Annotated in this window: 12 protein-coding genes and 1 pseudogene; 7 read left to right on the forward strand and 6 right to left on the reverse strand. The window is 68.5% G+C overall.

Annotated features, from left to right (window positions below; translation table 11 throughout):
• Positions 1 to 83: 83 nt before the first annotated feature.
• The 3 genes and pseudogenes from E1956_RS23800 to E1956_RS23810 form a co-directional block, all read left to right on the forward strand.
• Positions 84 to 1,145: an alkene reductase gene (locus E1956_RS23800; protein WP_134753466.1), complete on the forward strand. Its 1,062-nt coding sequence runs from the start codon at positions 84 to 86 to the stop codon at positions 1,143 to 1,145.
• Between the two features lie 205 nt (positions 1,146 to 1,350).
• A complete protein-coding gene (locus E1956_RS23805; RefSeq protein ID WP_134753468.1) occupies positions 1,351 to 1,548 on the forward strand; it encodes a DUF3562 domain-containing protein in 198 nt (65 codons plus the stop codon).
• Positions 1,549 to 1,785: 237 nt separating this feature from the next.
• Positions 1,786 to 2,019, forward strand: a pseudogene (locus E1956_RS23810) (DUF2866 domain-containing protein); the annotation flags it as partial.
• Between the two features lie 154 nt (positions 2,020 to 2,173).
• Here E1956_RS23810 and dapA read toward each other — a convergent pair.
• The 4 genes from dapA to E1956_RS23830 form a co-directional block, all read right to left on the reverse strand.
• Positions 2,174 to 3,028 carry a 4-hydroxy-tetrahydrodipicolinate synthase gene (gene dapA, locus E1956_RS23815; protein ID WP_134753472.1) on the reverse strand — a complete coding sequence of 285 codons (855 nt, stop codon included), beginning with the start codon at positions 3,026 to 3,028 and terminating at the stop codon, positions 2,174 to 2,176.
• A gap of 333 nt (positions 3,029 to 3,361) precedes the next feature.
• On the reverse strand, positions 3,362 to 3,790 hold the full coding sequence (locus tag E1956_RS23820) for a bactofilin family protein (RefSeq protein WP_134753474.1): 429 nt from the start codon (positions 3,788 to 3,790) through the stop codon (positions 3,362 to 3,364).
• Between the two features lie 96 nt (positions 3,791 to 3,886).
• Complete coding sequence (locus E1956_RS23825; RefSeq protein WP_134753477.1) at positions 3,887 to 4,249, reverse strand: hypothetical protein; 363 nt, start codon at positions 4,247 to 4,249, stop codon at positions 3,887 to 3,889.
• Positions 4,242 to 5,306: a M23 family metallopeptidase gene (locus E1956_RS23830; RefSeq protein ID WP_232071575.1), complete on the reverse strand. Its 1,065-nt coding sequence runs from the start codon at positions 5,304 to 5,306 to the stop codon at positions 4,242 to 4,244. The genes E1956_RS23825 and E1956_RS23830 overlap by 8 nt, the downstream gene beginning before the upstream one ends.
• 291 nt (positions 5,307 to 5,597) lie before the next feature.
• Here E1956_RS23830 and E1956_RS23835 point away from each other — a divergent pair, with 291 nt between their 5' ends.
• Complete coding sequence (locus E1956_RS23835) at positions 5,598 to 6,890, forward strand: aspartate carbamoyltransferase (protein WP_028223157.1); 1,293 nt, start codon at positions 5,598 to 5,600, stop codon at positions 6,888 to 6,890.
• 123 nt (positions 6,891 to 7,013) lie between these two features.
• Here the strand turns inward: E1956_RS23835 and E1956_RS23840 are convergent, their stop codons facing one another.
• Positions 7,014 to 8,084: a zinc-binding dehydrogenase gene (locus E1956_RS23840; protein WP_134753479.1), complete on the reverse strand. Its 1,071-nt coding sequence runs from the start codon at positions 8,082 to 8,084 to the stop codon at positions 7,014 to 7,016.
• 107 nt (positions 8,085 to 8,191) lie between these two features.
• Between E1956_RS23840 and E1956_RS23845 the strand changes: the two genes are divergently transcribed.
• Positions 8,192 to 9,142 carry a LysR family transcriptional regulator gene (locus E1956_RS23845; RefSeq protein WP_134753481.1) on the forward strand — a complete coding sequence of 317 codons (951 nt, stop codon included), beginning with the start codon at positions 8,192 to 8,194 and terminating at the stop codon, positions 9,140 to 9,142.
• Between the two features lie 209 nt (positions 9,143 to 9,351).
• Positions 9,352 to 11,004 carry an FAD-dependent oxidoreductase gene (locus E1956_RS23850; RefSeq protein ID WP_134753483.1) on the forward strand — a complete coding sequence of 551 codons (1,653 nt, stop codon included), beginning with the start codon at positions 9,352 to 9,354 and terminating at the stop codon, positions 11,002 to 11,004.
• 56 nt (positions 11,005 to 11,060) lie between these two features.
• On the opposite strand, the gene E1956_RS23855 is transcribed toward E1956_RS23850, so the two are convergent.
• Positions 11,061 to 11,387, reverse strand: coding sequence for a hypothetical protein (locus E1956_RS23855; protein ID WP_167760097.1), 327 nt, complete (start codon positions 11,385 to 11,387; stop codon positions 11,061 to 11,063).
• Between the two features lie 45 nt (positions 11,388 to 11,432).
• Between E1956_RS23855 and E1956_RS23860 the strand changes: the two genes are divergently transcribed.
• On the forward strand, positions 11,433 to 12,161 hold the full coding sequence (locus tag E1956_RS23860) for a (2Fe-2S)-binding protein (protein ID WP_134753487.1): 729 nt from the start codon (positions 11,433 to 11,435) through the stop codon (positions 12,159 to 12,161).
• Positions 12,162 to 12,168 lie beyond the last annotated feature (7 nt).

Genomic DNA, 12,168 nt, shown 5'->3' on the forward strand with positions numbered 1-12,168 from the left:
TCGTCGCAAGCCGACCGGCAAGGCCGGCTTCATTTTCCGTATCGATTCAAGGCCGCGGGCCGCGCCCGCAACAAGGTGAACACATGGCAACGCTTTTCGACCCCATTCAAATCGGCGACCTCACGCTGCCCAACCGTATCATCATGGCGCCGCTCACGCGCCAGCGCTCGGGCGAAGCGCGCGTGCCCAATGCACTGATGGCGAAGTACTACGCGGAGCGCGCCTCGGCGGGCCTCATCATCAGCGAGGCGACCTCGGTCACGCCGCAGGGCGTGGGCTACGCGGAAACGCCGGGCATCTGGTCGCAGGAACAGGTCGAGGGCTGGAAGCTCGTGACCGAGGCCGTGCATGCCGAGGGCGGGCGCATCTTCCTGCAGTTGTGGCATGTGGGCCGCGTCTCTGACCCGCTGTTCCTCGACGGCGCGCTGCCCGTCGCGCCGAGCGCCATCGCGGCGCAGGGCAACGTGAGCCTCGTGCGTCCGCAACGCGCCTACGTCACGCCGCGTGCGCTCGCCACCGACGAGATCGCCGGCGTCATCGCCGCATTCCGCCAGGGCGCGCTCAATGCGAAGGCCGCGGGCTTCGACGGCGTCGAGATTCACGGCGCGAACGGCTATCTGCTCGACCAGTTCCTGCAGGACAGCACCAACCAGCGCACCGACGGCTACGGCGGCTCGATCGAAAATCGTGCGCGTCTGCTGCTCGAAATCACCGACGCGTGCATCGACGTCTGGGGGCCGAATCGCGTGGGCGTACACATCGCTCCGCGCGGCGATGCGCACACGATGGGCGACTCGAACCCGGCAGCAACGTTCGGCTACGTCGCACGCGAGCTGGGCAAGCGCAAGATTGCGTTCCTGTTCGCGCGCGAGTCGCTCGGCGAAAACCGTCTCGGGCCGCAATTGAAGGCCGAATTCGGCGGCCCGTACATCGCGAATGAAAAGTTCACGCTGGAAGCGGCGCAACGCGTGCTCGCCGATGGCGAAGCCGATGCCGTCGCCTGGGGCCAGCTCTTCATCGCGAATCCGGATCTGCCGCGCCGCTTCGAAATGAACGCGCCGCTCAATGCACCGAATCCGTCGACCTACTACGCGCGCGGCGAAACCGGCTACACGGACTATCCGTCGCTCGAGAACGTGGCGTAAGCGGCGAACGCCGCATCGCGATCAGCTTCGCTTACTCGTCCCCGGTCAGGGCGCCATGCCCTGGCCGGGGACGATGCATTTGCGCGCGTGCTTTTTCGCGGCCGCACGCCGCTCCCGATAGGCCGATTCAATTGGCGTCGCGCGCGAGTTTGTCCTTGAATGGCATCTCCGCCTGCCTCGCCCCCTCGCTGACTGGAGAACCACCATGCCCCAAGTCGACGCCGAGCAAATCGTCCACAGCATCGCCGAAGAGACCAATACCCCTGAGGAAACGGTAGCCCGCATCTACGCCGACGCGCTCGACAACTATCGCGCCGACGCACGCATCCTCGACTATCTCCCGCTCTTCGCCGCGCGCAAGGTCCGCGCGACCCTGCGACAAAACAGCGCAAACCCGCACTGATCGCTCGCCCCACTCCCGCCAGCAAGTTGCCCCTCCCGCGCGGACCGCGGTTCGCGCAGCGGGCGTTCGCGCGCGCTTCACAGCCGCATGCGCGCGGCGCGAGCGTCGATCGCACGCGGCCGGCACCGTCTCTTAAGCCTGGTTTAATTCTTCGCTGCAAACATATGCTCACCCCTGTTGAGCCGCCGGAACATCGGCGGCGTTTTTTTGTGCGGTTAGCCGAGGAGGAGCGAGGTCATGGTTGAAGACGACGATGTGCTGATGCACTTGCAGTCCCTGCTGCGCGACGGCTCGACTACACGCGTGGCGTCGTGCCGTGTCTCCATGCCGCTGCAGAATCCATGGGGCCGTGCGTATCGGCTCGTCGAATGGACCACGCTGCTCGACGACGGCGCGCGCCGCCAGGTCGTGCCCGCCGAGAGTTCGGCGCTCGACATCGCGCGCCTCGTGGCGGAGCACGTGCCCGGGCGCCGCATTCTGCTCAATGGCGAAGCGGTGGACGCCGAACGCCCGCGCACGCGGCGCCGTGCGCGTAGCAGCGCCAGCGCGCGCGCCACGAGCTAGGGCTCGCGGCGCGTCCCACATTTCAGGACGCGCCGCTGCTGTAGCGATTTTCGCCACAGTTTCACGCCACCATCCTTCCCAACGTCTCTTCGAGCGCCTCGCTCGCACAGGTCATCGGTGCGCGCAGCTCATTGCGAATGAGCCCGCGCCGCGCGAGCGCCGCCTTCACCGGCCCCGGATTCGGCTCCGCGAACGCCGCGCGCACGAGCGGCACGAGTGCGTGCCAGAGCGCGCGCGCATCGGCGAGACGTCCCTCGCGCAGCGCCCGCTCCATCGCCACGAAACGCTCCGGCAACAGATGCGCCGATGCCGCAATCGCCCCGCTCGCGCCCGCGCACAGCACGCCGAACATTTCGATGTCCTCGCCACAGAGCACCTGCAGGCGGCCGTTGAGAATCAGCGCGAGCGTCTTCTCGAGCGAGCCGCCGCAATCCTTCACCGCGACGATGCGCGCATGGCCCGCCAGTTCGAGCAAGGTCGGCAATTCGAGCTGCACGCCGGTGCGCGCGGGAATGTCGTAGAGGATCACGGGCTTGCGGCTCGTGTCGGCGAGCGCCGCGAAGTGTCCGATCACACCTGCCTGCGACGGGCGAATGTAATACGGCGCCGCCGCCAGCACGCCCGCTACCGGCGTTTCGTTGAGCGCGGCGACGCGCTCGCAGACCGACTGCGTGTGATTGCCGCTCACGCCCGCGACCACCGGCAAGCTGCCCGCGCTCGCGAGCACGGTGGCGAGCACGGCGTCCTGCTCGCGATCGTCGAGCGCGGCCGGCTCTCCCGTCGTGCCGAGCGCAACAAAACCCGCTACGCCCGCCTGCGCATAGTGGCGCACGAGCGCGTCGAGCGCCTCGTGATCGACGGCGCCGCGATTGAACGGTGTGACGAGCGGAATCCAGATACCCGAAAACGAAGACATGACTTTCCCTTGAACGCGACCGTATGGAAGGTCCGTCGATCCGTACGCGGGAATCGGGCAAGCCAGTAGGGAGAAAGAGGCGGGGCGCCGCCGGCAGGCCGTTCCATCGCACATCTGACGGAACAGCGAACTCCGGTCAGATGAGCGGCTGTTTTTTGGCTTTGGCTTTCAGGCACGGGCGCGAAGCCTGCACGCACGCACGCGTCGCGCGCGAAGCGGCGACGGCGAACAACGTGACGGAGGAATTCGGCTGACGTGACATGCGGTGCAGTGTACCGGAAAACTCGGGAAATCGCGGGAAACCGCGCGAGCCTGCGCACATCGCTTAAAGAATCAGCTGTGGACCTCGACGTCCACGACGGAGGTATCGAGCAGCAGGCTCGGCGCCTCGCCCGGGTCGCGCTTCGTGAGCTTGCCGTCCACGCTCGCGCCGCAATCCATCTGCAATTGCTGGTAGTAGATGTTGCCGACCACGTGCGCGTTCGCCTGCAGCTCGACGAAATGATCGGCGATCACGTCGCCGACGATGCGCCCATTGACCACGATGTCGTAGCCGTGCACGTTGCCCTGCACGCTGCTGCGCTCGCTCAGCACGAGCAGCGTCTGCGCGCCCGCCTTGCTGCTGACATTGCCGTTGACCTGGCCGTCGAGCCGCAGCCCATCGGCGAATTCCAGGTTGCCCGTGATGCGGACGTCCTCGGAAATCAAGGTCGCGAGCTTCGTTTGGGCGATGCCCGGCTGGGGTTTCTTCTTCTTGAACATGGGTGACACCGTTGCGTTTGGTTGTGTTCGGTTGTGTTTCGTTGCGTTTGGTCTGAAAGGGCCTGGCCGATTTCGCGTTCAAGCACGCGCGCGGGATCAATGCGCGTTCGGGCGCGCGCCGTGGCCGCGCAAGAACACGAGCTCGGCTTGCAGCTTCGCGGCCTCGGCCTGCGCCGCGTCCGCCGCCTTTTGCAAGGCCGAGCGCGCCGCGCGCTCCTGCTCCAGCGCAAGCTCGGCGTTGGAGAGCCGCGTTTGCAGCAAATCGGGCGCGACGACCGGGCAACGCCCGCCTTCATCGGCATACAGCGCCCACGCGGTGAGCCCCGCGCCGGCCGCCGCCGCTACGGCGGTCCATGCGAGCGCCACGCCCCAGCGCCATGCGCGCGAGCGCACGGGCTGCAGTTCGAAGGCGCGCTGCGCGTCGCGGCGCTGGCGCGCGGAACGCCGTAGGTCAGCCATTGACGCCTCCAGCGCTGCTTGCGGCGCCGTTTGCTAGCGCGTTCGCTGCTCCGCTTGCCGCCCCGTTCGCTGCTCCGCTTACGGCGCGGTTGGCCGCTTCGCTTGCGTCCCGGTACGCGCTGAAGAGATCGAGATAGTCCTTGGGATCGACCTGCAGGCCCTTCACGATCACCTCGAAGTGCAGGTGCGGGCCGGTCGAGCGCCCGGTCGAGCCGACGTCGGCGATATGCTCGCGCGGCAGCACGACCTGCCCGACCTGCACGTCGATCTTCGAGGCGTGCCCGTAACGCGTCACGAAGCCGTTGCCGTGATCGATCTCCACCGCGTTGCCATAGCCCGACTTCTGCCCCGCGAAGATGACGCGGCCGCCCGCCGCGGCGAGTATCGGCGTGCCCGTGGGCGCGACGATATCGAGCCCCGGATGGAAGCTCAGGCGCTGCGTGAACGGGTCGATGCGGTTGCCGAACGGCGAGCCGGGCCGGCCTGCCACGGTGGGGCGGCGGCCCGGAAACGCGTCCCACGCCGCCTCGTGCTGCGCCACGGCCTGCTCGAGCGCGCCGAGCGTGGCGGCCATGCAGTCGACTTCGCCATTGACGGCGCGCGCGTTGGCTCGCGCGGCGGACGCCTCGACGCAGTGCCGCGGCGCGAGCGCGGGGCCACCCTCGCCGCCGTCGTCGTCGCCGGAGCGCGTGGCGGGCGCGGCGGGCGCCACCGCCGCCCCGCGCGGCGGCTGCGCGCGCAGCCGCTGGTCGAACTGGCGCAGCTCGGCAAGCTGGGCGGCAAGCCGCGCGATGCGCGGATCGAGCAGCGCAATCGAGGCGTTCATGCGGCCGATCTCGCCCACCACGTAGTGGTGCATCTCCGCGCCGGCCGGGCCGGGCGCCGCGGGCGCCAGCGCCATGCCGCCGTAGCGGCCGATGGCGATGCCGCCCGCGAGCGCGAGCACGGCGGCCGCGCAGGCGGCCACCACCGCCGTGCGGCGCGCGGCGCGGTGGGTGACAAAGCGGGTCTCGCCGCTCGAAAGCTCGTCGACCGAGCTCGACCAGGGCATCTTCATGGCCGGCTCCGGCGGCGGCGCCGTTTCGCGCGCACGAGTGCTGCGCACGACACCAGGGTGCAAAACAATGCGTACATCTCAGGCTGCCAGGCCCGGCGCGCGCCGGCCCCTCCATAATCGAAACCGCGATTATCCCGGCGCCTCAAAAATGCCCATCCCGATAAAAGCGCGCGCGGGCGCGGCAAATCGCGCGTGTCGCGGCCGGGGCGAGCCGCAAAAGCGCTTGACTTCTCACGCAGGCACACTAATATACGCACCGCGTACATCAACCAGCCATCACAGGTGCCCAGCATGAGCGTTCCGCAACAAGCCTTCCTCCGCGACGCCATGCGGCGTCTGAACATGACCCGCGACGCCTTCGCGAGCCGCATCGGCGTGTCGCGCCGGGCGCTCGACACCTGGCTGCTGCCCGAAGAGTCGCAGGAATCGCGCGCGATGCCCGAGATCGTCGAGCGCTTCGTGTCGGAGATCGTCGGCAACGGTGAAACGCGCGAAGTCTATACGCAAAGCGTAGATCCGCGTTCGCTGGCCAGCCAGATGCAGTTCGAAGGCAAGCCGCAACTGCTGTCGGTCGACCAGTTCTCGCGCGATTCCGTGGAAGCCCTGTTCCGCGTGGCCGACATCATGCAGCCCATCGCGCGCCGCCGGAAAATCTCGCGCGTGCTCGAAGGCGCGGTGCTCGGCAACCTGTTCTTCGAGGCCAGCACGCGCACGCGCGTGAGCTTTGGCGCCGCGTTCTGCCGGCTGGGCGGATCGGTGTGCGACACGACGGGTTTCACGTTCTCGTCGATGGCCAAGGGCGAATCGATCTACGACACGAGCCGCGTGATGGCAGGCTACGTGGATGCGATGGTGATTCGGCATCCTGAGCAAGGCTCGGTGGCCGAGTTCGCGCGCGCCGTGAACATTCCCGTGATCAATGGCGGCGACGGCCCCGGCGAGCACCCGAGCCAGGCGCTGCTCGACCTCTACACGATCCAGCGCGAGTTCTCGCGTCTGGGCAAGATCGTCGACGGCGCGCATATCGCGCTCGTGGGCGACCTCAAATACGGCCGCACGGTGCACTCGCTCGTGAAGCTGCTCGCGCTGTATCGCGGCATCAAGTTCACGCTCATTTCGCCGCCGCAGCTCGAAATGCCGGCGTACATCGTCGACAAGATTTCGACCAATGGCCACGTGGTCGAGCAGACGCACGACCTGCGCGCAGGCCTGCGCGGCGCGGACGTCGTGTACGCGACGCGCATCCAGAAGGAGCGCTTCGCCGACGAATCGTTCGAAGGCTACACGCCCGAATTCCAGATCAATCAGGCGCTGATGGACGAGTGCTGCAGCGCCGAAACGCTCGTGATGCACCCGCTGCCGCGCGACAGCCGCCCGGGTGCGAACGATCTTTCGACCGATCTGAACCACGATCCGCGCCTCGCGATCTTCCGCCAGACCGACAACGGCATTCCGGTGCGCATGGCGATCTTCGCGGTGCTGCTGGGCGTCGAGAATCTCGTGCAGCACTCGATGCGCGATGCCGCGTGGCGTCCGCCTGCGTACCTCGGCCCGGACGACGCCGTGTTCCACGGCATCGACTGAGGCTCGTGAGCGGCGCGCGGCTTGTCTGTACGCGCCGCCCGGCTCATCGATCATTGACATCGGCCCGCACGCGCACATCGCGCCTGCGGGCCGAATCGTTTTTTCAAGGGCTTTTTCAGCGCCTCAGGGCATGCAAACCGTCACGCACGTGAGCCCCTGCGCCTTCTCCGCGGCGTCGATCGCAGCCTCCAGCGCCTCGAACGGATAGCGCTCGATTTCGATCGCATCGAGCGGCAGCTGGCCGGAGCGCACGAGCGCGATCAGCGCCCGATAGTCCGCGCCGCTGTACATGAAGTGGCCCATCAACTCCCAGTTGTTGAGCAGCATCTCCCGATAGGCGATCGGCAGCTCCACCTCCATGCTGCCCATCAGCACCATGCGGCCGTTGCGGCGCAGACTGCGCAGCGCGGCAAGCGTCGCGTTCGGGTCGGTCGCGTGGCCGACCATGTCGAAGGCGAGATCGGCGCCGCCACCCGCCGCGACCTGGATCGCCTCGCTGTCACGTGCGATGTCGCCGCTGAGCGCCACGGTGGCGACACGCCCACCGCCAAGCTCCGCGAGCGGCGCGAGCGCGGCGGCGCGCCGCCCGAGCGCCACCACACGGCTCGCGCCGAGCGCCAGCGCATCGAGCACCGCCGCCGAGCCGAACGCGCCGGCCGCGCCGTTCACCACCACGGTTTCGCCCGCGGCTAGCCGGCCCCGCCGCAGCCCCCCAAACGGCACCACGAGCTTGCCGAGCGCGGCGAGGCGCGCGGACGGCATGTCGTCCAGGCCGTCGAGCGGGAACACCGTGGAAGCCGGAAACTCGACCGCCTCGCGCAGGGTGCCGTGCGCGAAGTCGGCGAGCATTGGCGCGCTGTCGGGGCTGATCGTGGTGAGGCCGAGCAGCGCCTGGGCCGGCTCGCGCAGCGCCTCGTCGGCGATCCAGTACGGGCTCAGCGCGACGCGCTGCCCCGGGCGATAGCCGTACACGCCCTCGCCGACCGCCAGCACGCGGCCAACGCCGTTCGTGCCCGGCGAGAACGGCCCGCCCGGGTAGCCGTAGGGCAGCTTGCCCTCGACGTACTGGCGCGTGTAGCTCAAGAGCGGCACGGCCTCCACGCCCACCAGCAGCGCGCCGCGGCGCGGTTCGGGTCGCGGCACTTCGCGCAGCGCGAGCGGCTGGCCGGGTCGATCGAGCATCCAGGCTTTCATGGCTTCGTTCTCCTTGGTCCTTGGTCCGACGGAATAAGGCTTGCACGGTTCGTCTGACGGATTGAACTGTAGGCGAAGCGGACGTATTCTTGAAATCGATTCCCCGCATGGCACCCATCACCGTGATCGATCTCTCCGGCATCGACCTGAACCTGCTCGTCTCGCTCGACGCCCTGCTCGCGGAATCGAACGTGACGCGCGCCGCCGCGCGCCTGAACCTCACGCAATCGGCCGTTTCGGCCCAGCTCGCGCGGCTGCGCCAGCTCTTTGACGACCCGCTGCTGATTCCCGCCGCCAATGGCCGCGGCATGACACGCACGGTGCGCGCGCTCGAATTGATGGAGCCGCTGCGCGCGGCGCTGCAAACGCTCGAAACGGTGGTGCGCCGCCAGCCGGCGTTCGATCCGCGCACCGGCACGCGGCGCTTCGTGGTCGCCGCGAGCGATCAGTGCGTGGCCGTGCTCGGCCTGCCGCTGATGATCGAGTGGGCGCGCCTCGCGGGGCCGGGCGTGCAGCTCGCGTTCGTCGCCATCGAATCGGGCTCGCTCGCGCAACGCTTCGAGCGCGGCGAGATCGATCTGCTGCTCGGTTCCGCGCAGCAGGTGCCGCCGGCGTTGAAGGCGAGGAAGCTCTATGACGAGCGCTTCGTCGTGGCGCAGCGCAAAGGGCACCCGCGCGGCACCGCCGCCTTCGACCTCGACAGCTATTGCGCGCTCGAGCACGTGCTCGTCTCGACCAGCGGCGGCAGCTTCTTCGGCTTCATGGACGAGCATCTGGAAGCGCTCGGGCGGCGCCGGCGCGTGGCGCTTTCGGTGCAGCACTTCACGCTCGTGCCCGACGTGCTCGCGCGCACCGACTATGTGGCGACGCTCCCCTACCGGCTCGTCGCGCGCTGCCATGAGCACGTGGACCTGTTCGAGCTGCCGTTCGAGGCGCGCGGCTTCTCGATGCATGCGGCCTGGCATCCGCGCAGCCACGCCGACCCGGCGCTGACCTGGCTGCGCGACACCATAGCCGCGCTGGCGCTGGGCGAAGCGCAGGACGGCGCCATCGATTAGCGGTCCTCGTTATTGCCGCACCATCGACCGACTGCGGCGCAGCCGCCGTCACGATTGAAAACGCGCGCGATTCCTCAGTCGATTGATTCGATCAACGCCGGCCAGAGCGCCGCCTATACTGCATGAAACGTCCGCGCCGCAAAGCCCGGGCGCCGTGCCGCGTCGTTTTCCCATCGTCGTTTCCTGCTTGCCCGCTCATTGGCGATGCCATGCTGACCATAGACGAAATTCGCGCGATCCCCCTCTTCTCCACGCTGCCCGATACCGAACTCGAACGCCTCGCCCATACCTCCGCGGATCTGCATCTGAGCCCCGGCGAATACGCCGTGCACGAAGGCGGCGAACGTGCGCTCTATGCGGTGCTGTCCGGCAAGATGGAGGTCGTCAAGCGGTTCGACGGCGTCGAGCGCACGCTCGGCTGGCGCGTGCCGGGCACGATCTTCGGCGAGGTGCCGCTCGCACTCAGTTCGCCGTTTCCGGGCGCCTATCGCGCAGCCGAGCCCTCGCGTGTCATGCGCGTAGACGCTCAGCACTACTATGCGCTAGCCGCTGCCTCGTCCGACGTCGCCACCCGCATGGGCGCACTCGCGCGCGAACGCATCGGCGGACTGCAGGGCCTCTCCGCCGAGCCGCCGAAGACGCGCGTGACGATGATAGGCGCACGCTGGGACCCCGCCTGCGCGGACCTGCGGCAGTTCCTCGCGCGCAACCAGATCAGCTGCGAATGGCTCACGCCCGATGCGCCGGAGCTCAAGAGCCGCTGGGATGGCGCCTGCCCCGAGGACCACGCCTGCCCCACCTTGCGCCTTGCCGATGGCACGCTGCTCACCCGCCCCACCACGCGCGAGGTCGCGGAGCGGCTTGGCTTGCAGACTCAGCCGGGACGCGACGAATACGACACGCTCATCATCGGCGGCGGGCCGGCCGGGCTCGCCGCGGCCGTCTACGGCGCGTCGGAAGGACTCCGTACGATTGTGGTCGAGCGTGAAGCGCCCGGTGGCCAGGCCGGCACCTCGTCGCGCATCGAAAATTATCTCGGCTTTCCCGGCGGCATTTCCGGCGACGAACTGGCGAGCCGCGCCTTGCAGCAGGCCAAACGGCTGGGCGCCGAGATCCTCGTCACGCGCGCCGTCGCGCGCATCGACACGGCCGCGCACGCCGTCCATCTCGACGGCGGCGACGTGGTGCGCGCGCGCACCGTGATCCTCGCCACGGGCGTCGCGTGGCGGCGCCTCGAGATCGAGGGCTTCGACCGCTTCATCGGCAAAGGCATCTATTACGGCGCGGCGCGCAGCGAGGCAAGCGGCACGCACGGGCTCGACGTGTATCTGATCGGCGGCGGCAATTCGTCGGGCCAGGCGGCGCTGTATTTCGCGAGCCACGCGCGCAGCGTCACGCTGGTCTTGCGCGGCGACTCGCTCGAAAAGAAGATGTCGCGCTATCTCGTCGAACAGGTCGCGGCACAATCGAACGTGTCCGTCGAGTTGAACACCGAAGTGGTCGGCGTGTACGGGGACACGCATCTCACCGCCATCGACATGCTCAATACGGCGAACGGCAGTGTGAGCCGGCGCGAATGTGGCGGCCTGTTCGTCTTTATCGGCGCCGATGCGCAAACGGACTGGTTGCCGCCCGAGATCGCCTGCGACAAGCGCGGCTACGTGCTGACCGGCGACGACATCGTGAAAGCGGGGCGCTGGTCGCACCGGCGCGATCCCTGGCTGCTCGAATCGAGCGTGCCCGGCATCTTCGCCTGCGGCGACGTGCGGCTGAGCCCGGTCAAGCGCGTGGCCTCGGCCGTTGGCGAGGGCAGCATGGCGATCGCGTTCGTGCATCGCTACCTCGATGAAGCGCCTGAGTAAGTGCGTGGGTGGCGTGGCGCGTTGAAAGGCGCCGCGGCGCGCTTCGATGCACTGCGCTACTTTTCCCGTCGCGTGACGGGTGCGCCGCTCGCGTTCGCGTCCGGCGCGCACGACAACGCGATTCTGTCCATCACGCCAGCTTCACGACGGCCCGGCGCCAGCCCCGCGACAGCGTTGCGCCAGCAAGCAATTCGCGCCATAAAACCCGCGTTCCAGCGCTTTACTTTCAGGTTCGACAAGCGCAACGTGCAGTTCTGATCGCGGCGGCAGGGGCCATCGGCCCAAGCGGCCGCGGCATCGGATTTGCTGCATTCGGACAAGCGCGCCACGCAACCCTGCGCGGCCACGCGCCGTGCGTTTTTGCATCGCTGCGCAGCTTGCATAGCGCGCTTTTCGTCTTGCCTTCGTCCTGGAGTCTGTCGAACGCCATGTCCAACGAACGTCCCCTCGATGCGTCGCGCGAACGCGACGACGCGTCCCCCGCCGACCTCGCGCGCCGCCGCTTCCTGCAATCGGCCGCCGCCGCTGCCGCTTTGGGCAGCGTGCCCCATCTGCATGCGCAGAATGCGCCGTCGCAAGACGCACCTTCGCAAAGCGCGCCGTCCCCCGCCGATGCCGTTGCACCACCACCCACGCCCACACCGGCCCAGCCGGTCAAGCTCGACATCAACGGCCGCGAATACGCGCTCCATATCGAGCCGCGCGTGACGCTGCTCGATGCGCTGCGCGACTATGCGGGCCTCACCGGCACGAAGAAGGGCTGTGACCGCGGCCAGTGCGGCGCCTGCACCGTGCTCGTGGACGGCCGGCGCATCAACAGTTGCCTCACGCTCGCCGTGATGCACGAGGGCCAGCGCATTACGACCGTCGAAGGCCTCGCGAGCGCGACTGCGCCCAGCGCGGTGCAACGCGCCTTCATCGAGCGCGACGCGCTGCAGTGCGGGTTCTGCACGCCAGGCCAGGTCTGCTCGGCCACCGCGTGCCTCACGGAATTTGCAGCCGGCGCGGCCAGCGCCGTGACCACCGACGTGCGCAGGCCCCCTGCTCAACTGAGCGACGCGGAGATTCGCGAGCGCATGAGCGGCAACATTTGCCGCTGCGGCGCCTACGCCAACATCGTGGCCGCCGTGCGCGATGCGCACGCGGCCAGCGCCTGAAAAAAGG

The sequence above is a fragment of the Paraburkholderia pallida genome (genome assembly GCF_004524855.1).
Classification (GTDB): Bacteria; Pseudomonadota; Gammaproteobacteria; order Burkholderiales; family Burkholderiaceae; genus Paraburkholderia; species Paraburkholderia oxyphila.

What these genes read in the sequence shown, in the direction of transcription:
- E1956_RS23800 (WP_134753466.1), top strand. Translation starts at nt 84, where the DNA reads ATGGCAACGCTTTTCGACCCCATTCAAATCGGCGACCTCACGCTGCCC.
- E1956_RS23805 (WP_134753468.1), top strand. Translation starts at nt 1,351, where the DNA reads ATGCCCCAAGTCGACGCCGAGCAAATCGTCCACAGCATCGCCGAAGAG.
- dapA (WP_134753472.1), bottom strand. Translation starts at nt 3,028, where the DNA reads ATGTCTTCGTTTTCGGGTATCTGGATTCCGCTCGTCACACCGTTCAAT.
- E1956_RS23820 (WP_134753474.1), bottom strand. Translation starts at nt 3,790, where the DNA reads ATGTTCAAGAAGAAGAAACCCCAGCCGGGCATCGCCCAAACGAAGCTC.
- E1956_RS23825 (WP_134753477.1), bottom strand. Translation starts at nt 4,249, where the DNA reads ATGGCTGACCTACGGCGTTCCGCGCGCCAGCGCCGCGACGCGCAGCGC.
- E1956_RS23830 (WP_232071575.1), bottom strand. Translation starts at nt 5,306, where the DNA reads ATGAAGATGCCCTGGTCGAGCTCGGTCGACGAGCTTTCGAGCGGCGAG.
- E1956_RS23835 (WP_028223157.1), top strand. Translation starts at nt 5,598, where the DNA reads ATGAGCGTTCCGCAACAAGCCTTCCTCCGCGACGCCATGCGGCGTCTG.
- E1956_RS23840 (WP_134753479.1), bottom strand. Translation starts at nt 8,084, where the DNA reads ATGAAAGCCTGGATGCTCGATCGACCCGGCCAGCCGCTCGCGCTGCGC.
- E1956_RS23845 (WP_134753481.1), top strand. Translation starts at nt 8,192, where the DNA reads ATGGCACCCATCACCGTGATCGATCTCTCCGGCATCGACCTGAACCTG.
- E1956_RS23850 (WP_134753483.1), top strand. Translation starts at nt 9,352, where the DNA reads ATGCTGACCATAGACGAAATTCGCGCGATCCCCCTCTTCTCCACGCTG.
- E1956_RS23855 (WP_167760097.1), bottom strand. Translation starts at nt 11,387, where the DNA reads ATGCAAGCTGCGCAGCGATGCAAAAACGCACGGCGCGTGGCCGCGCAG.
- E1956_RS23860 (WP_134753487.1), top strand. Translation starts at nt 11,433, where the DNA reads ATGTCCAACGAACGTCCCCTCGATGCGTCGCGCGAACGCGACGACGCG.